An 18136-nucleotide genomic window follows, 5' to 3' on the forward strand; every position below is an offset into this window, starting at 1 on the left:
GAGCTGGTTTCCGGGGCAGGGCGATCAATGCCCCTCGAGCGGGACCGCCGCGGTCAAAAAATACCAGCGTCGGTCGCTCCGGCCCCTGAGCCGTTGCCGGTCGTTTAGTGAAGCTTGCAGATGGGAGCAAGATTTCGGGCTTTGTGGCCAAGAACCCAAAGCAGAACGCATGCTTCGTGCGCCTTGAAGCTGATTCCTGTAACGAGAGGAGATGCCTTGATCCACATCAAGGCATCTCCTCTGCAGCATCTTGTATGGTTCCATCGTTCGCGAGACGAACTCCCGGGCGCACCGATGAAACGGTCGTCCTCACGCCGGCGCTTTGTGGGACCCCGCCGCAGAGCGAGTTGCCGACGGGGGTGACCAGGCGCCCCGGCTGAGGGGGTGGATGCCGCTTACGGCACAACGACTTTCCTGCCTCGGCTTCTTCGAAATGTGCTGGCGCGAGTCCAATGAATTTCGATGTCGTATTCGGCGGACGAGTGTCGGTGATTCTACGATGAGGAGACAGCTTGTATGGAGACAGGGATGGTGGACGAGTACAAACTGCGGCTCAATAAATTAAGGCGCTTAATCGAACACAAGGAGTTTGATGCTGCGTTGATAACCTCCACAGACAGCGTCTTTTATCTCACCGGTTTCCGCTATCAGCCATTCGAGCGCCCGTTTTTCCTCGTTGTCCGCCCCGAGGGCGATCTCGTTATTGTGACGTTCCGGCTCGAGGCCGAGAACATCGCCACGATCCCGCTGGAGCATCGCACCTTGGAATACGCCGAGTACCCGGCGCGCGAGGGCGAAACCTATCTCGATGCGCTTGCAGAGGTGATTGGGGGGCATGATGTGATCGCAGTGGAGCCTTCCATGCCTGCGGCACTCCTGCAAGCGCTCGATCATTTTTCGCCGATGGTCGAGCCGCTGGTGGAGCGCTTGCGACTGGTCAAGTCGCCCTACGAGATCAGTCGGATCGAACGGGCTGCTCACTTCTCTGATCTCGGCCTGCGGATGATATTGGATGCGGCGCGGATCGGCGCCTCCATTCAGGGCGGCTATGACCGGATCCCGGAGCTTCGCAAGGCCATCGTCGAGGGCGAGGGAAAATTCGACCAGTACACCAGCTCGATCTGGCTCGGCGTCTGGGCGGCACCCTTCAGCGCCCAGCCGCATCGCTTTCCGGAACCGACGGACATATTTGGCGAAGGTCCCAATGTCGGCTTGTCGTTTCTTCGGGCGAACGGCTATTCGGCGGAGACCGAGCGCACTTTCTTCCTGCACCGCCCCTCGGCCGAGCAAGCCGCAGTCTTCGCGACGATGCTCGCGGCCTGCAACGTCGCCTACGACATACTTCGGCCCGGCGTTAGCGCCCATGACGTCGATCACAAGGTCATGTCCTTCCTACGTTCCGAAGGATTCGGCGGGAACCTGCTGCATCGGACCGGCCACGGTATCGGCATGGGCGGGCACGAAGGACCCTTGCTTGCCGAGGGAAGCGACGACATCCTGCAAGAGAACATGGTGATCAGTGTCGAACCGGGCATCTACTTTCGCGGCCAAGGTGGCTACCGCCATTCCGACACCGTTTTGATCACGGCGGACGGCTACCGAAAGCTGACCGATTTCCCATCTGACCTGGAATCGTTGACTCTCGTCTGAGCGGGCCCGTCCCAATCAGCCAGGCGGGAAGAGAATGAAACATAAATGCCAGCCTGAAGGGGCTTGATGACTATAGCCGCGATCACGCGACTGACGCAGTGTGGTTACGCGCAAGCTGTCGCGCGAGTACGGCGTGAACGACGGCGTGCATCCGGCGCAGCGGATCCGAGCGGAGCGGGGAGCACAACGATCGCGCCAGGAGCGCAACTTGGAGCCTATGCCGCGACGCGGCCGGTCGAGTTGACCATTTTGCGGAGCGCCAGACTATACGAGAGCCGCAGCGGCAATCGTTTGCCGACCGCCGCGTTTGAGTTCGATCACTCGGTACAATCAGCCGGCCGGGGATGCGGCCTCGGGCATAGCCATAGCACGATGTCGACCATCTAGATGCCGTTCCCAGCCACCTAAGCCGAAGAGGTTGCCGTCGACGGGCTCCAGCCGCTGCCAGGCTGTGTGTAACGCCAGAGCGGCGTCCAATACCCGACCGTCGGCCCTCTTTCGATGAAGGGCACGCGCCAGCGGCGAGTGCAGAAATCCGAACAAGCACGCCGTGAGAGGTCCTGCGCGTTTCGTGGCCGCTATTCGGCACGGAGCTTGCGACTGCGTTGGTGCAGCGTTCGACCGGAGCGCCGCGATGGGAGAAGCCCGGAAAGGGAGGAACCCACCTCTGTATGCGCAGGGAGACAAGTATGTTGAACTGGCCAATCCGCAGCGCGAGTCCCGCGCCCCGCCAGGCCTTCTACGCCGCGCTTTGCGTGCAGGTGCTTGCCGCCATCGTTCTTGGCATCGCGCTTGGCTATTTCTATCCGGGGACGGGCGAGAGCCTGAAGCCGCTCGGCGACGCCTTCATCATAATTGTCGAGATGGTCACCGCGCCTGTCATCTTCCTGACAATTGCGTTGAACGATCTCCAGAAGGTCGGCCGGGTTGCCGGCAAGGCGATGGTCTATTTCCTCACCTTCTCGACGCTCGCACTGATCGTCGGCCTTATCGTCGCCAATATCGTTCGGCCCGGCGCCGGCCTCAACATCGATCCGGCCTCGGCCGTGACTACCTATGCCGCAAAGGCGCCCGAGCAGTCCGTCACCGGCTTCCTGATGAATATCATCCCGTCGACGATTGTCGGATACTTCGCGGAAGGCGACATCCTGCAGGTCCTGTTCTTCTCGGTTCTGTTCGGCATCGCTCTGGCCATGGTCGGAGAGACGGGCAAGCCTGTCGTTTCCTTCCTTCAGGCGCTGACCGCCCCCATTTTCAAGCTCGTCAGTCTTTTGATGAAGGCCGCGCCGATCGGCGCTTTCGGCGCAATGGCCTTCACGACCGGCAAATATGGCATCGGGTCGATCGTCAATCTCGCGATGCTGGTCGGGACGTTCTATTTCACCGCCTTCCTCTTCGTGTTCGGCGTTCTCGGCGCGGTCTGCCGTTACAACGGCTTCTCGATCTTTTCTCTCATTCGCTACATCAAGGAAGAGCTGCTGCTTGTCCTGGCAACGTCCTCCTCGGAGGCCGCGCTGCCCTCGCTCATGGAGAAGATGGAGAAGGCGGGCGCCAAGCGTTCGGTCGTGGGTCTCGTCATCCCGACCGGATATTCCTTTAATCTGCACGGCACCAATATCTACATGACGCTGGCGGCCCTCTTCATCGCCCAGGCGACGAACACCGATTTATCGATCGCCGGTCGGATCCTGCTGCTTCTTGTCGGCATGCTCCCTTCGAAGGGAGCAACTCGCATTGCCGGTGAAGGCTTCGTCACGTTGGCTGCAACGCTCTTTATCGTCCCGACCGCCCCGGCCGCCGGCATGACGCTGATCCTTGGCGTCGACCAATTCATATCGGAGTACCGCGCGCTGACGACTTTCGTCGGCAACGCGGTGTCATCGCTCGTCATGGCCCGGTCGAGCCCGATGAAGGACGATTGGCTGAGGCCCTCACCAGCAGACCTTCTGCGCTTCGGCGATCGAGGGTCAAGTATCCGGGCGGGGCGAACGGCGCTCGCGGCGGGCCAGCTCGCGCGAACGCTGCTCAGCTATTCGGGTCGGATCATTGGCGCGAAGCCGTCATAGAGGAACCGCCTGGTGGTACCGGCATCTACGAGCTCCAGCAACTTCCCGTACTGCGGGAACCGCTGGGCAAACGATCAAAAGCGATGACCAACTTTTGCGCCAAAAGGCCCAGTTGCTGCCCTGCCGTTCACTGCTAATTGGAGCCCGACCCATGTCTAAGTCAACTGCCGGCCTTGTCGTCGCGATCGCTGTTCTAGTCCTCGTTCTGCTTGTTTCCGGGCTGGTGCAGCATTCAGAATTCGTCGAAAACCTGCACCGTCAACGCCGGCTCGCGGCGGAGTTGCGGATACTCATTCCGGAGCGGCGCAACGCACTCCTTAACGACCCCGCTGCGCCGATCGCCGGCAATCCGGAAGGCGACGTCGCTCTGGTCGCGTTCTTCGACTACAACTGCCTGCCTTGCCGAGAGGCAGCCCTCAACTTCCAGCAGGCCCTTAAGGACGATGCCAATGTGAAGCTTGTGTTTAAAGAGTTCCCGGTTCTGGGACCGGCTTCCGAATTCGCCGCGGAGGCGGCACTCGCCTCCCGCAAACAGGGAAAGTATGAGGTGTTCCACCTCGCCCTTATGGGTTTTTCCGGCCTGATCTACGAAAGGACCACTTTGACCATCGCGGGACTTGTGGGCCTCGACGTTGAGCAGCTCAGGCGGGACATGAAAGACCCGGCGATCGCAGCCGCCATCGCGCGCAATCGCGAGCTCGCCAACGATCTGTACATCACCGGCACGCCGGCGTTGGTGGTCGGCGACGAAGTGATCCCCGGCGTGGTCGAGGTTGCCAGGCTGCAACGCTACATCGCCGATGCGCGAGCAAAGGCTAACGTTCGGCTTTCCACATCTGCAAAATTGGCATTTTGACTGCATTGGCGCCTGGATGGAAAGGGTCTTCAGGGCGCGCGTCGCCTGGAGGATCTTGGCACAAAGCTCGATTGGTGGGCGGTCGATCACCACAATTCCGGCCATCCCCACTGCAGTGATCGCTTAACTGGCCGGGAGCATCGCGGTCGTCTCCCCTGACACACCTTGACGTGTCAACTCCCCGAGAAAGCGACTGAACGGAACAATGTCATGATGAACGCTGGCCCGCTCGAGGGCCGCCATATAGTCGGCGCGGCGTTGCACGGGAATGACGGTCCAAGGATAACTGCCGGCCGCCATCATGACGTTCATCAAAAACCGCCCCATGCGACCGTTCCCATCCATATAGGGGTGGATGTATACGAAGATAAAGTGGCCGAGGACGACGCGCACAGCCGGATGCTCTTCTGCTTCGAGCATCTCAAAAAAGACCGGCATCGCATCCCGCACGGCATTGGACGTTAGAGGCACATGCATGGAATTGCGGATGAGCACGCGCTCGCTGCGATAGCCCGCCAGATCGCTGCGCTTGACGATACCGGCGGCAACGCTGGGGGCGAATAGTTCGCGGTACCACCCTCCATGATCCTCATCGACGACGCGGCCAGGGTTTTCATTCGCCAAGACAGACGCCACGCTGCTTTTTACCGCTTCGAAGGCTTGGTAGTAGCCGCGCGCCGCGAGCGCATCGCGATGCTCGCCGTCTTGCGGATTCATATCCGGATTCCAGGTGTCGCTTCGCACTCGATCGATCAGCTCGGGGCTGACCCGATAGCCTTCAATTGAAAGCGAGTGATAAGCGTCGGTCACATAGACGTCATCAACGCGCCGGAGGTAGGCACCGGCGTCATTTGGGCGTCCGGGCGCCGCCGGAAAATTCTCGATGACGGCGCCGCGCATCTCCTGCCACATCAGCCTGATCCGTCCGGCATAGGGTGACGTCTCGCGGCGCGGCAGCGACAACTCCAGCCGTGTATCGAACGGATCGGTTTCGCGAACGGTGTAATCGGCAGCCTGCATGCTGCGGACAATGTCATCTGCGATCCGCTCGCGGCCGATGTTACGGAATGCGCCCGCGAGCCGGCCGGCTATCGTGCTGTGACCTCCTTCGAGAAGTCGCGTGAGAATTTCCGATGCATCCGAGAACATCGCCAACGCTGTCCGCGCGTCGGTCGGCTTTTGCGCGAAGAAAGTGGGTGAGGCTTCAATGAGCGCCGCCGGTAAGGCGTAGAGGCGAAGACCGTCTGTTTCGGCAATGTCGCGGGCAGTCGGCATACTGGCCCGCATGTCGAAGACCGACGTGCCGTGCAGAAGGGCAGTGGGTTTATTGCCTCCGGCGGGGGACCGCACCAACAATTGCCCCGGGATGGTGCGATTGCCTGCATGAAAGGACAAGGAGGGTTCAGGCGCGATACACCAATCTTTACCGAAGCGATTGCTCAAATAGTTGGCGCAAAAATCCCAAAACGAGGCGTACCAGCCGGTGGTCTCACCTTGGCGCTGATTGGGATTGGCCGGAATATACCAGCCTTTCATGACTTCTTGCAGGAAGCCGCTTTTGAGGAGCCGTTCGCGATGGGTGCGTGATAGATCACTCGAACGGATGGCGACGATCCGCTGATCCTGCAGTTTCTTCAGCGCGGCGAGCGACTCGGCCAATTTCTCATGGGGCGGTGCCATTTTGCACGATCCTTAGTTTTTTGTGTTGCGCGCCTACTAGGTTTTTGCGCTGCGTTCCTATTAGGAAATTGAGCTGCGCGCCGACTAGGCTGTTATGTTGCACCATTGTTAGGGTATTGTGCAATAGGCTATTGAAACGGTCGCTGGACGCGCTCTGTGGCCTGCGCCACCGACCCCGCTGATCTCGGTCTCGGCCACGCCGACAAACAGCGCATTGATAGATGCCATCGCGGGCTAAGCTCTACCGGCGAAAGCCAGCGTGTCAAAGAGCGGCAGGCAATCAGGACCTTGATCGGCGGCGACGACGATCATGATCAAGGTGACGGGCACGACAATCATGCCGACGAATGTCGGCGCCGACGTTGCCGATGATGATGATGATGCCGATCATGGTGTCCGTGAGGCTGCTTACAGTACTTGTGATCATGCCGATCACCGCGTTGATCATGATTGGCACTCTGAACCGGAAAAGCGAAACACATCAACAACCCGTCATATGTTACGGACTGCAGTCGATAGAGTCGGAATTTCCATCCGCTTGTGATGAAAATCCCCGATCTTAAGTGCTGGTTCACTGACTCGCCCCCATCACGAGCGACAACCATCGCCGCTCGCTGATCTGTGAAGTCGAAGAGCGAAACGCCATAGCGATGGTGATGTGATTCAGAAGTGAACGGGTAATCTCTCTGCCGCTCACCTGCCTGCCTCAAGGATCTGCCGACGCGAGTGGATTGGGAAACCTCAGGGAAGGACTGCGTCGGCGGTTGCGTGGGGAGGTGCGTAGCCGGGATGGCCGCGCTCATGGCCGGCCGACCGAGGTTGTTGCTTCGTGCCGCGGCCGTGAGCTTGCGTTCGGTTATGAGAGCGTCAGGCGCAACGAGGAGTTTAGATCAGGGCCCGTGTCTTGGTCTATCCATAGGGTGGATGGTAGCTATCCTTATAATCAATTGTACCAATATTACCGAATACTACTACAAGATCCTGAAAGCGGGCCGGGTGGGTGTCCGTCCTCGTGATTACTACGTGGGCTGAAGCTGCCGGGAAGAATGCGGAGACGAACATGTGCGGGATTGTTGGCATCGTTGGGCAACAACCGGTGTCGGACCGGTTGGTCGACGCGTTGAAGCGTCTGGAATATCGCGGCTATGATTCGGCCGGCGTTGCGACGAACACCGAGGGCGCCTTGCACCGCCGGCGCGCCGAGGGCAAGCTCGTCAATCTGGAGACGAGACTGAAGGAAGAGCCGCTGAGCGGCAACATCGGCATCGGCCACACGCGTTGGGCAACCCATGGGGCATCGACGGAACGCAATGCGCACCCGCACTTTACCGACGGTGTCGCCGTCGTCCATAACGGCATCATCGAGAATTTCACCGAGCTGAAGGACGAATTGGCGGCGGCGGGAGCCGAGTTCCAGACCGACACCGACACCGAGGTCGTCGCGCATCTCTTGGCAAGACACCGCCGGGAGGGCATGAGTCGGCGAGAGGCGATGCGTGCCATGCTGAAACGCGTCAGGGGCGCCTATGCGCTTGCCATCCTCTTCGAGGATGATCCGTCGACCATCATGGCGGCGCGCAACGGACCACCGCTGGCAATCGGTCACGGCGACGGCGAGATGTTCCTGGGCTCCGACGCGATCGCGCTTGCTTCCTTCACCAATGAAATTACCTATCTCATCGACGGCGACTGGGCCGTTATCGGCAATTCGGGTGCCCATATCTTCGATTTCGACGGCCATCCTGTCGAGCGTCCGCGCCAGACTTCCACGGCCGCGGCCGATCTGGCCAACAAGGGCAACCATCGCCACTTCATGGAGAAGGAAATTTACGAACAGCCCGAGGTCATCGCCCATGCGCTCGATCACTATATCAACGTCATAGAGAATCGCGCCGACATGGTTTCTGGCATCGATTTCGCCAGGATCCCGAGCTTGGCGATCTCTGCCTGCGGAACCGCCTATCTTGCCGGACTGATCGGAAAATACTGGTTCGAGCGCTATGCGCGCCTGACGGTTGAAATCGACGTTGCGTCCGAATTCCGTTACCGCGAGATCCCGTTGTCGCCGCAGTCGGCGGCTATTTTCATTTCGCAGTCTGGCGAAACCGCCGATACGCTCGCATCGCTGAGGTACTGCAAGGAGCTTGGGTTGAAAATTGGCGCCATCGTCAATGCCTGCGAATCGACCATCGCTCGGGAGGCCGATGCGGTCTTCCCGATCCTTGCGGGACCGGAGATCGGCGTCGCCTCCACTAAGGCTTTCACCTGCCAGCTCGCCGTTCTTGCCGCACTCGCCATCGGCGCCGCCAAGGCCCGCGGAACCGTAACCGAAGACGAGGTGCAGGAGCTCGTCAGGAGCCTCGCCGAAGTGCCGCGCGTCATGGGCCAGGTACTCAACAGCATCCAGCCGGAGATCGAGTTCCTGTCGCGCGAACTGTCAAAGTGTCGTGACGTCCTGTACCTCGGCCGTGGCACCAGTTTCCCACTGGCGATGGAAGGTGCGCTGAAGCTCAAGGAGATTTCCTACATCCACGCCGAGGGCTATGCGGCGGGTGAATTGAAGCACGGTCCGATCGCATTGATAGACGAGAACATGCCAGTGATCGTCATCGCGCCACATGATCGCTTTTTCGACAAGACCGTCTCCAACATGCAGGAAGTGGCTGCCCGTGGAGGGCGGATTATCCTCATCACCGATGAAAAAGGGGCAGCCGCATCGAAACTCGACACCATGCACACGATCGTGCTGCCGGCCGTCGACGAGATTATCGCGCCGATGATTTTCTCGCTGCCGATACAGCTTCTTGCCTACCACACGGCGCTCTACATGGGCACAGATGTCGACCAGCCGCGCAATCTCGCAAAATCGGTCACCGTCGAATGATTGTGACGCTTTTATAGGTGGCGATGCTCGTCCATCCGAAAGCGCCAACACCTGTCTAGAACCGCAGCTCGGACGAAATCCAGATGACCATTATTGTTCGCTGCAATTTCGGGAAACTCGCGGTCGCCGTATCCATGACAATCGCCATCCTTTTTTCGGCAGGTCGGGCGATTGCGCAGGGCAGCCGGATCGGCTTGCTCAAGCCGACGTCAGCACAGAAGCCCGCGGCCATTTCGGCTTTGCGAATAAGGATCGGCGGCTTAAAAAATTTGGTTAACAGCGGTGATCGATGTGTGATTCAAACATAAGCGCGTTTTTCGCTGCATCGGCGGCGGAAATTGGTCGAAGGTATCAGTGTCCGCTAGGCTGGGTGGACGGTGCCGCGAATAGCCACTGGAGGCGGCGGCAGGGGGAGTTTGAGTTGCTGTTCAAGAAAGCCATCGGCGAGGATGAGTCGCGTGGGATCGCAGGACGAATGCGGTACAGTCGATCAGGTCATCTCAGGGCAGGAAGGTTCTTGAAACTTGATCAGAAGCAGGTGAGCCGCCATATTTCGACCCGGCTGCCAGTTTCAGGTGGCCCATTCCATGGATGAGGCCGGTCCGGCCGAATCGACGTCCATTTTCTGATTTGCTGGGTGCGCCAGGTCGGGGAGGAAATCTCCCGATTTATCAGGCGCTCCTTATCTTCTTGGAGGTGTCTATGAAGGATTCGCGCATTCCCGAGCCAGTCTTGACGGCCATGTCAGAGGGGACCCACATCATCCGCGCTTATCGTGAGCACCTTGGATATTCGATTGAAGACCTCGCGGTGGCGTGCGGGCTTGCTGCTGAGGAAATCCAAAACATCGAGTCGGGTCTGAGGTACAACAAGGGCTATCGGGATCGGATAGCGAGATCGCTGTCCATACCTGTGGGAATTCTTGAGGCAGAGTCGGACATATCGGACGCCGCGTGATCAGTCGGACAATCTGCAAGGGAGTGGAAGATCCGCTACCTTGTGATGTGTAGTTTGCGACTGATAGTCGAAGCTTAATTCCGTTGCTGAGCACCGTCAAAAAAAGCGCCCGGATCCTGGAAACGAAGAACGGGGAGGACGCGAATGCCTTCTGGCGCAGTACCGCCAAGAGAATTCTCGTCCAACTGTTCGAATCAGGAATTGCACCCGGGCTCGCCGAACAGGAAGTTGGAACGCTTCTTCATGCTGTCTTAGGTGATATAGCCGCCCGGAGTGCTGCCACACGTGCGACGAACGATTGCTAACGGCGAACTCATGCTGGTCGGCAAGGCGATACTGGCTGGAGCATCAAGTTGGCCGACGAGAGCGGCCCACCACGTTGGGCAGGATCGGCCGACATGGCCGGCATCGCGCACCTCTGACAAGAGCACAGCGGGCACCCAGACGCTGCCGGGTTAACTATGGGTGTCGGAACCGCGAAAAGGGGCCGCTCTTCATGCGTGCGCTGGCAGTCTAACCCCAAGCCCCCGCCCAGGCTGCCGGCGCGCTTCTAGGAACGTCGACATAGGCCACAACGCTTCCTTGTCCGACTACGCCTCGATCAGATCCCGAGCAGCCAGCCAGTGTTCGACCGTCGCTTGCGCCTCTGCCTGGCGCCCGAGGACTTGCGCTTCCTCCAGCGAGTCAAGCCGATCGCCATGGGTGCCGCCAGTTTTGGTGCTCACCCGCGTGCCATTTGCGATGTCGGCACCGATGCGGATCCAAAAATCCACAGATGCATTCTAGCCAAATGCTAGCTGCCCGGCATATGTCCGGCATTTCGCAAGGCCCCGAGGAAGAGACTGGCATGGCCGTTGGCATCGATCTTGGCCTGCATCGACAGAGGCATGCTGGTCCAGTTCTCCAAGGGCGCAATGAAATGTGAGAAAGTACCATTGACGATGCAATGGTGGGTAACAAGGCCCTGTCTGTCCAACGCCAGCACGCCGGTCTGGTCGCCCTGATATCGGATGGCTGCGACCCGCTGGACCTCCGCGTCACCGTCGACCCGCACGTCGAAAAGCAGGATACCGCGGCTCCTGGTGGCTATCTCCGCGGCTTTTTCAGCGAAGCTTAAGGAGAGCGAGCGGACGCTTTCGACCGCCATCTGGAAAACCATCAAATCCAGTTCATCCACTGCCATAAGGTAACTGCGCGCAACACGGGGGTGATTGCAATCGACGCACACGGCTTTTCACAGATGTCGTGTCACGAACCGAACATTTAGTTTGGGTTTGCCGGTCGGCCACTGACCGAGGGGGTGCTCCGGTTCGAACCGATCCTGAAGCGGAATGCGCGGGATCTACGGGACCCGAAGAGCCGGCCAGCCAAGTTGCCGCGACAATTGATGTCGTGATCATTCCAGACATCTGCATTTCGGCATGGCTGCGAAAAACACCCCACCTGGTAAATCCGTTCTTGGCGGCAAGCCCACCCTCGCGCCGTCTTGTACAGGAAACCCTCGCGGCAGCGTCCCTCGAAGCTCGGGACCGCCGGGCGCTTGATTGAAGCGTCGAGAAGATTGTTCCCGAAGATCCGGACCTCCTTCAGAGCATATTCTGGTACGCTCGCCTTTGAACATCCACTGAAGCGTGCCGTTTCGCTAGTCCGTGTTCCTTGCAGGCTCACCGCGTGAGGGCGCCTTGCACACGGCGGCACGTCAGCGCATGAAACTCGTCCCCCGTTTACTTCACAAAATGGATTTCCTGAAGTACTGGGAGCGCAGAGAAATCTCCGGTCGCAGCCTACCCGGTTAAAACAAGGACCCAATGATGAAGACTCTCGTCGTCTGCTCCGGCGGATTGGACTCCGTTACTCTTGCTCACAAGGTGGCAGCGGAGTACGAGCTCGCCGGCCTCCTATCTTTCGATTACGGCCAACGGCACCGGAAGGAATTGGGCTTCGCCGCCCTTTGCGCTGAGCGTCTGAACGTCCCGCATCGCATCATCGACATCCGCGAAATCGGTCGCGGCCTTTCCGGCTCCGCGCTGACAGACAGTGTGGATGTGCCGGACGGGCACTACGCCGAAGACACGATGAAGGTGACGGTGGTGCCGAACCGGAACGCCATCATGTTGGCCACCGCCTTCGGCTTCGCCGCAGCGCACCAGGCCGAAGCAGTCGCGACGGCCGTGCATGGTGGGGATCATTTCATCTATCCGGACTGCCGGCCAGCCTTCATCGACGCTTTCCAGATGATGCAAGACCGCGCGCTCGACGGCTACGCGAAGATTCGCCTTTATGCGCCCTACGTGAATCTCACGAAGGCGGACATTGTTAGGGATGGAGCAACATACGGCACGCCATTTGCGGAGACCTGGTCCTGCTACAAGGGCGGCGAGTGTCACTGTGGACGGTGCGGGACCTGCGTCGAGCGGCGCGAGGCGTTTCATCTCTCTGGGCACCCGGACCCCACCGATTACGAGGACTCCGACTTCTGGCTCCACGCGCTGCGGAGGAGAAGCGCGTAATGTTCCGCATCACCAAGGAATTCCATTTCTCGGCCTCGCATCAGCTCACGTCCTTGCCGCCCGACCACCAGTGTGCGCGCCTGCACGGGCATAACTACATCGTCGAAGTGGAGATTTCGGCGAAGGAACTGAACGAGCACGGCTTCGTGCGCGACTATCATGATTTGGCGCCGCTCAAACGCTATATCGACGAGAGCTTCGACCATCGACATCTCAACGACGTGCTGGGACATGAGCAAGTCACCGCGGAATACCTGGCCAGACATTTTTATGAATGGTGCAAGGCACGCCTGCCCGAAACCTCGGCCGTGCGGGTGAGCGAAACACCGAAAACCTGGGCAGAGTACCGGCCATGACCGATACGCATCCCGCAATTCGCGTGAGCGAGATTTTCGGGCCGACGATCCAGGGCGAGGGCGTGCTCATCGGTTTGCCGACGGTCTTCATCAGAACCGGCGGGTGTGACTATCGCTGTTCCTGGTGCGACAGCCTCCATGCGGTGGACAATCAATTCCGCCATGAATGGGAGATGATGTCCATCGGCGCAGTGTGGCAAAACGTGGTTGCGCTTTCCGGCGGCCGCCCGGTGATGGTGTCGCTGTCAGGCGGCAATCCGGCCATCCAGCCGCTCGGTGCGCTCATCGAGCGAGGCCATGGTGAAGGTTACCGTTTTGCGCTGGAAACCCAAGGTTCCGTGGTCAGGGACTGGTTTGCCGACCTTGACGTGCTGATCCTCAGCCCAAAGCCGCCGTCAAGCGAAATGAGGACCGATTGGGCCGCTGTCGAGGCGTGCGTCGATGCGGCGCAGGAGAAGCCGCAAATCGTGCTCAAGCTCGTTGTTTTCGACGAGAGTGACTACGTCTACGCGAAAGACGCCGCCGCGCGATTTCCGCGCCTTCCGGTCTATCTGCAACCCGGCAATCACACGCCGCCACGTCCTGGCAACGAAGACGCGTCTGTCGACCTGGACGGAATAATGAAACGCATGGAGTGGCTGGTTGAAAAGGTCACCCGTGACAGGTGGTTCGAAGCCCGCGTGCTGCCGCAGCTGCACGTTCTGCTCTGGGGCAACAAGAGGGCCGTCTAGCCTGCGCCTGCTTTGTACTGGAACTGCGCCTGCGGATCTTCGGTTGGCCGGGTTGGCCCACATTTGACGGCGCTGCCGGGTACTTGCGGACTTCTGGTATCGGCACCGAGAACGTGGCCAGCCGTGTTGATCCCAGGCTGATCGCAGTCGGCATCCAACTATCCATGGCGTGGATGCGCTTCCATCCAAACAAACGATTTTATCAATCTTCCGGAATCTCGCATTGACGACGGCACTGGACACGCACCGATCACCCGCTGCCTCTGTCGCGTGAAAAAGAGCCCGAAAGGAGAAAATCTTTCCATGAGCTCAGACGTGCGCTGGAAGTTGTGGTGGGAAAATGAGTTGCAGCAGGCCGACCATTTCGAACGCTCCGACTTCTCGTTCAGGCAGGTGTAATTAGCGGACAGTCGGTTCACTGTCAGAACGGTTGAACGGCCCAGCGCCACCTAGGCCTAACTCATCCATACCAGCCCGCACCTGCGTTTCCCGCAAAGAAATCCGATAGCCGATCTTTCCGCCCTTCATTGCCGTCGCAGGTCGGCAAAGCTTTCCCGACCGAACGAGGCTGGACGCCGGAATTCCTCCCTCACTCGCGGCGGCGAGATACGGCAATCAACAGTCGTTTCAGACTCGTTTAACGTAACATTGCCGAGTTAATTTGTTGACGCGGACAAAACGGGAAGCACTTCAACCTACACAGGCATCACTGGGCTATCAGTGTTATCCGTATTATCTTCGGAATGGCAATGGGATATTTTACAAAGCACGACGGCAATCAAATTATATACCGCAGCTGGGAAGAGCCGGAACAGTCAAGCGCAAAGATGAGAATTTTGGCCCTCAAGCTTGATCATGTCGGCGACTTTTGGATGTCTCTAGGGCCCCTGAAGGACCTGCGTCAGCGTTTTGCGCATGCCCACATTACGCTGGTGGTGGGAAGCTGGAACATCGATACTGCAAAACAGTTCGACCTCGCCGACGATTACGTTGCTTTTGACTTTTTTCCTCGCAGCCCAAAGGACAAAACGCGCAAAGAAGCGGCCGACATAAGGCCGCTGCTGACCGGCGAGTTTGATCTTGCCATTGATATGCGTGTTCCGGATGAAACAAGGCCGATCTTGCTTGAAGTCCCCGCCAGGCACCGTGCGGCAATAGTTGATCCGTACCGCATGCATCAGATCGATATTGCGATAGCGCCATTCAATCTGAAATTGCGCAGAGCCATTTTCTACAAGCTGGCCCAAAACATAGGGATTGCCAACAAAATCCCTCGCAGATGGCTTGATTGGTTCATTGACCGTAAGCAGGTGCGTCTCCAGCATGTGTCAGAAATCCTCCTCTTTCTGGTCGCAAAGGCAGCGGCCTATTTCGACGGCGAAAGCGAAGCGGGTCACCGACAGAGTTCGACAACAGGCAAGGCCCCGATCGTCGTGGCTCCGTTCTCGAATTCCAGCCTGCGAGATTGGCCGATTGAAAATTTTGGCAAACTTGTCGCTGCTCTGTCGACCCGTGGTGAGGTGGTCCTCGTCGGCCGCGGCGAAAGCCTGGAAGCGCTTGAGGAGGTTGCAAAGATAGCTCGCGATCGTGGAGCCGCGGACATTCGGATGGCTGTCGACTTGTCAGAATTGGAATTCAATCATCTCGTGAATTCGGCCGCGCTCGTCGTGTCGAACAATTCAGGCACTGGGCATGTCGCTGCCCAGCTTGGCCGCCCTACTATCGGCATTTTCACCGCGTCACATCTACCGGAAATTTGGGGGTTTCGAGGTCCCTTGGTCAGCATGCTTATGAGTGTTATTGAATGTCGCGGATGTGGTCTGGACAAAGTGCGGCGCTGTCCGGTCAAAGTCCGCTGTAAGTTCGACATCACGCCGGATCTCGTGATTGCCGAGGTAAACGCCATGATGAATCATTGTAAGGTACGGGACAAACTTATTGTGGCTCGCGGTCACCACAATCACGATTGCCCAGCTCTTGGTCGCTGATGAATACCTCGCCCGGCAGCCACAAGCGCCATCGCTTCCTCCGACATCATCGCGCACACGGTATGGCTTCGCTCCGTGACCGTTCCTCTGCGATGCTCAGACTGCCACCGAGTGCCTGGCCGTTCCACTTTCGAAATATTTGTCGAACTTCGCCGCAATGCTCCTCACGAAGGGACGACTTTTCGCCAGCACGACGAAACTGTCGCCTTGGAGTTCAAGCACTCGAGCAGGATCCTGAACGGCGATTGAGCTTGCCTGAATAAGGAGCTTTTGGCCGGCTTCCCCGAAGCGCTCCACCAGGTCGATCGCCGAGAAGGCGAAATCGCACATCAGCCGCTCGATGATCCAGCCACGGACGCGATCGTCGTCGGAAAAGGCGATGCCGCGGACGGCGGCCAGCCCGCCATTGGCGACCATACGTCCGTACTCAGCGGTCGAAGGCATGTTCTGCGCGTAACCTTGGCGAAATCGGCTGATGGACGAAGGGCCAAGGCCGATCAATGTCTCGCAGCGATCCTCTGTGTAGCCTTGGAAATTGCGATGCAAAGCCCCTGTGTGCGACGCAAGCGCCAGCGCATCGCCCGGCTTGGCGAAATGGTCGAGCCCGATTGCTTCGTATCCCTTGTCCACAATCGCTCGTGCGGCGAGTTGCGATTGGGCAAACCGCTCCGTGGGACCGGGGAGCCATGCCTCGTCGATCATCGTTTGATGCTTCTTGAACCAGGGCACGTGAGCGTAGCCGAACAGCGCCATCCTGTCCGGTTCCAGGGTCAGTGCCTGCGCCAGGGTGGAACAGACGCTCTCCCGGGTCTGATGCGGCAGGCCGTAGAGCAGGTCCAGATTGACCGATTCGACGCCGCGAGAACGAACTCCATCGACGACTGTCTTGGTCTGCAAAAAGCTTTGCTCGCGGTTGATCGCCTTTTGCACTTTCGGATCGAAATCCTGGACGCCGAGGCTCGCCCGCGTCATCCCGATCTCGGCGAGCGCATCGAGACGTGCATCGTCCATATCGTTGGGATCGATCTCGACGCTGATTTTCGTATTCGGAAGAAAATCGAAGTTGTCCCGCAGGACAGTTCCCAAGGCCACCATATCCTCGGGCTTCAGCATGGTCGGTGAACCGCCGCCGAAGTGGATTGCACGGACGGAGGCCTTGCCTCTGACATGACCGGCAATCGTCGCGATCTCCGCATACAGCGAACGCAGAAATGCGGTGACCGGCTCATAGTGACGCGTCTGCTTGGTATGGCACGCACAGAACCAGCAGAGCCTGTCGCAATAGGGAATATGCAGGTAAAGCGATATCTCGTCACCACCTTCGAGCGACTCCAACCAGCCTTTCTGGACCGCCGCGTCGACGCCCGGATGGAAATGCGGCGCGGTCGGGTAACTGGTGTAGCGGGGGACGTTCTCGCCAAGTCTGGCAGCTAATTCCGGTCGCATGTCGTGGTCCACCGTGTTTGCGTCGCCGGAACTCTGGACGCGTCGACCAGCCAAAGCCCTGATTTCGGTCAACCTCCAGCACGGACAAACTGCCGCAAGGATTTTTCTACCGTCGATTGCTATCCTGCCGGCACTTGGGATCGGTAGAGCGATCGAATGACAGTACGGCAGGATATTCACAGTTCCGGCATTCCCGTTCTTTGCCTACCTTGCGAGGCACGGCACCGCGGCGTCTGCGGTGCGCTCGATCCAGACCATTTGGCGCGGCTCGCCAAGACTTCGTCGCGGCGCAAGATCGAGCCGGGGGTCGAACTGATCGGCGACGCCGAGGCCGTCGACAGCTATTCAAACGTGCTTTCAGGCGTGGTGAAGCTGACGAAGAGCCTTTCGGACGGCCGCCAGCAGATCGTCGGCCTCCAGTTCGCACCGGATTTTCTGGGACGGCCCTTCAAGGCGGAAAGCGCGATCAATGCGGAAGCGGCAACCGCTGTCTCGCTGTGCTCGTTTCCGAGGGCGGCCATCGAACGGATGATGAAGGAATCACCGGAACTTGAGCATCGCCTGCTCAAGCAGACGCTGAACGAGCTCGACGAGGCACGCGAATGGATGGTGACTCTGGGGCGCAAGACCGCACTGGAGAAGGTGGCGAGCTTTCTCCTCATGATCGCCCGGAATATCGATTCCAGTGTTGACCCGGCGACCAGGTCGGCGTGCTTCGATCTGCCGCTGACGCGTGCCGACATCTCTGATTTCCTTGGACTTACAAACGAGACCGTGAGCCGCCAGCTGACCAGACTGAGAATGGACGGCGTAATCCGGATCGAGAACAATCGCCATGTCACGGTGGACAGCATTAGCCGGCTGGAGCAGCGCTGCGGCGGCCGAGGCGCAACCGCCCTTTAAATGAGACCTAAGCGGCGGGGCCTGCGTCGCTTGCTTCGATCCGCGGCAGGTCATGTTCGCGTTCAAAAGCGATATGCCGGCGAAGGCTCACGAAGAAGCCGCGCATAAT

General features: G+C 59.1%; 16 protein-coding genes and 1 pseudogene. 13 read left to right on the top strand and 4 right to left on the bottom strand.

The genetic code is table 11. The annotated features are described in order from the left end of the window. Positions 1-528: 528 nt before the first annotated feature. The 3 genes and pseudogenes from CIT26_RS30665 to CIT26_RS30675 all read left to right on the top strand — a co-directional run bounded on the left by CIT26_RS30665 (position 529) and on the right by CIT26_RS30675 (position 4572). A complete protein-coding gene (locus CIT26_RS30665) occupies positions 529-1650 on the top strand; it encodes a M24 family metallopeptidase (protein ID WP_167391590.1) in 1122 nt (373 codons plus the stop codon). A 689-nt stretch (positions 1651-2339) separates the two neighbouring features. Next, positions 2340-3548, top strand: a pseudogene (gene dctA / locus CIT26_RS30670) (C4-dicarboxylate transporter DctA); the annotation flags it as partial. Between the two features lie 262 nt (positions 3549-3810). Further along, positions 3811-4572 carry a DsbA family protein gene (locus CIT26_RS30675; protein WP_245319623.1) on the top strand — a complete coding sequence of 254 codons (762 nt, stop codon included), beginning with the start codon at positions 3811-3813 and terminating at the stop codon, positions 4570-4572. 123 nt (positions 4573-4695) lie between these two features. On the opposite strand, the gene CIT26_RS30680 is transcribed toward CIT26_RS30675, so the two are convergent. Then, a complete protein-coding gene (locus CIT26_RS30680; protein ID WP_095496037.1) occupies positions 4696-6252 on the bottom strand; it encodes a Fic family protein in 1557 nt (518 codons plus the stop codon). A gap of 310 nt (positions 6253-6562) precedes the next feature. Between CIT26_RS30680 and CIT26_RS30685 the strand changes: the two genes are divergently transcribed. From CIT26_RS30685 to CIT26_RS38055, 5 genes are all read left to right on the top strand, one after another. Next, the gene (locus tag CIT26_RS30685; RefSeq protein ID WP_143747948.1) at positions 6563-6796 is read left to right on the top strand and encodes a hypothetical protein; all 234 of its coding nucleotides are present in this window, start codon (positions 6563-6565) and stop codon (positions 6794-6796) included. 516 nt (positions 6797-7312) lie between these two features. Then, entirely contained in the window at positions 7313-9136 is a 1824-nt protein-coding gene (gene glmS / locus CIT26_RS30690; protein ID WP_095496039.1) for a glutamine--fructose-6-phosphate transaminase (isomerizing), read from the top strand. A gap of 83 nt (positions 9137-9219) precedes the next feature. Further along, positions 9220-9444: a hypothetical protein gene (locus CIT26_RS36210; RefSeq protein ID WP_143747949.1), complete on the top strand. Its 225-nt coding sequence runs from the start codon at positions 9220-9222 to the stop codon at positions 9442-9444. Between the two features lie 394 nt (positions 9445-9838). Next, entirely contained in the window at positions 9839-10093 is a 255-nt protein-coding gene (locus CIT26_RS30695) for a helix-turn-helix domain-containing protein (RefSeq protein WP_095496040.1), read from the top strand. A gap of 83 nt (positions 10094-10176) precedes the next feature. Next, a complete protein-coding gene (locus CIT26_RS38055) occupies positions 10177-10398 on the top strand; it encodes a DUF6074 family protein (protein WP_245319624.1) in 222 nt (73 codons plus the stop codon). A 285-nt stretch (positions 10399-10683) separates the two neighbouring features. Here CIT26_RS38055 and CIT26_RS30705 read toward each other — a convergent pair whose 3' ends face one another. After that, positions 10684-10866 carry a hypothetical protein gene (locus CIT26_RS30705; protein WP_095496041.1) on the bottom strand — a complete coding sequence of 61 codons (183 nt, stop codon included), beginning with the start codon at positions 10864-10866 and terminating at the stop codon, positions 10684-10686. 20 nt (positions 10867-10886) lie between these two features. Further along, on the bottom strand, positions 10887-11276 hold the full coding sequence (locus CIT26_RS30710) for a hypothetical protein (protein WP_095496042.1): 390 nt from the start codon (positions 11274-11276) through the stop codon (positions 10887-10889). A gap of 628 nt (positions 11277-11904) precedes the next feature. On the opposite strand from CIT26_RS30710, the gene queC reads away from it, so the two are divergent. From queC to CIT26_RS30730, 4 genes are all read left to right on the top strand, one after another. Continuing rightward, the gene (gene queC / locus CIT26_RS30715) at positions 11905-12603 is read left to right on the top strand and encodes a 7-cyano-7-deazaguanine synthase QueC (RefSeq protein ID WP_095496093.1); all 699 of its coding nucleotides are present in this window, start codon (positions 11905-11907) and stop codon (positions 12601-12603) included. Continuing rightward, positions 12603-12959 (top strand): 6-carboxytetrahydropterin synthase QueD, encoded by a 357-nt coding sequence (gene queD, locus CIT26_RS30720; protein ID WP_095496043.1) that lies wholly within the window; start codon positions 12603-12605, stop codon positions 12957-12959. Before queC ends, queD begins: the two co-directional genes overlap by 1 nt. After that, positions 12956-13690 carry a 7-carboxy-7-deazaguanine synthase QueE gene (queE, locus tag CIT26_RS30725; protein ID WP_095496044.1) on the top strand — a complete coding sequence of 245 codons (735 nt, stop codon included), beginning with the start codon at positions 12956-12958 and terminating at the stop codon, positions 13688-13690. Before queD ends, queE begins: the two co-directional genes overlap by 4 nt. 749 nt (positions 13691-14439) lie before the next feature. Next, entirely contained in the window at positions 14440-15678 is a 1239-nt protein-coding gene (locus CIT26_RS30730; protein ID WP_167391591.1) for a glycosyltransferase family 9 protein, read from the top strand. Between the two features lie 96 nt (positions 15679-15774). On the opposite strand, the gene hemN is transcribed toward CIT26_RS30730, so the two are convergent. Further along, positions 15775-17124, bottom strand: coding sequence for an oxygen-independent coproporphyrinogen III oxidase (gene hemN / locus CIT26_RS30735; RefSeq protein WP_095496094.1), 1350 nt, complete (start codon positions 17122-17124; stop codon positions 15775-15777). Between the two features lie 156 nt (positions 17125-17280). Here hemN and CIT26_RS30740 point away from each other — a divergent pair, with 156 nt between their 5' ends. Continuing rightward, on the top strand, positions 17281-18027 hold the full coding sequence (locus tag CIT26_RS30740) for a Crp/Fnr family transcriptional regulator (protein ID WP_095496046.1): 747 nt from the start codon (positions 17281-17283) through the stop codon (positions 18025-18027). The last annotated feature ends 109 nt before the right edge of the window (positions 18028-18136 follow it).

Source organism: Mesorhizobium temperatum, from assembly GCF_002284575.1.
Classification (GTDB): Bacteria; Pseudomonadota; Alphaproteobacteria; order Rhizobiales; family Rhizobiaceae; genus Mesorhizobium; species Mesorhizobium temperatum.

What these genes read in the sequence shown, in the direction of transcription:
- CIT26_RS30665 (WP_167391590.1), top strand. Translation starts at nt 529, where the DNA reads ATGGTGGACGAGTACAAACTGCGGCTCAATAAATTAAGGCGCTTAATC.
- CIT26_RS30680 (WP_095496037.1), bottom strand. Translation starts at nt 6,252, where the DNA reads ATGGCACCGCCCCATGAGAAATTGGCCGAGTCGCTCGCCGCGCTGAAG.
- CIT26_RS30685 (WP_143747948.1), top strand. Translation starts at nt 6,563, where the DNA reads ATGATCAAGGTGACGGGCACGACAATCATGCCGACGAATGTCGGCGCC.
- glmS (WP_095496039.1), top strand. Translation starts at nt 7,313, where the DNA reads ATGTGCGGGATTGTTGGCATCGTTGGGCAACAACCGGTGTCGGACCGG.
- CIT26_RS36210 (WP_143747949.1), top strand. Translation starts at nt 9,220, where the DNA reads ATGACCATTATTGTTCGCTGCAATTTCGGGAAACTCGCGGTCGCCGTA.
- CIT26_RS30695 (WP_095496040.1), top strand. Translation starts at nt 9,839, where the DNA reads ATGAAGGATTCGCGCATTCCCGAGCCAGTCTTGACGGCCATGTCAGAG.
- CIT26_RS30710 (WP_095496042.1), bottom strand. Translation starts at nt 11,276, where the DNA reads ATGGCAGTGGATGAACTGGATTTGATGGTTTTCCAGATGGCGGTCGAA.
- queC (WP_095496093.1), top strand. Translation starts at nt 11,905, where the DNA reads ATGAAGACTCTCGTCGTCTGCTCCGGCGGATTGGACTCCGTTACTCTT.
- queD (WP_095496043.1), top strand. Translation starts at nt 12,603, where the DNA reads ATGTTCCGCATCACCAAGGAATTCCATTTCTCGGCCTCGCATCAGCTC.
- queE (WP_095496044.1), top strand. Translation starts at nt 12,956, where the DNA reads ATGACCGATACGCATCCCGCAATTCGCGTGAGCGAGATTTTCGGGCCG.
- CIT26_RS30730 (WP_167391591.1), top strand. Translation starts at nt 14,440, where the DNA reads ATGGGATATTTTACAAAGCACGACGGCAATCAAATTATATACCGCAGC.
- hemN (WP_095496094.1), bottom strand. Translation starts at nt 17,124, where the DNA reads ATGCGACCGGAATTAGCTGCCAGACTTGGCGAGAACGTCCCCCGCTAC.
- CIT26_RS30740 (WP_095496046.1), top strand. Translation starts at nt 17,281, where the DNA reads ATGACAGTACGGCAGGATATTCACAGTTCCGGCATTCCCGTTCTTTGC.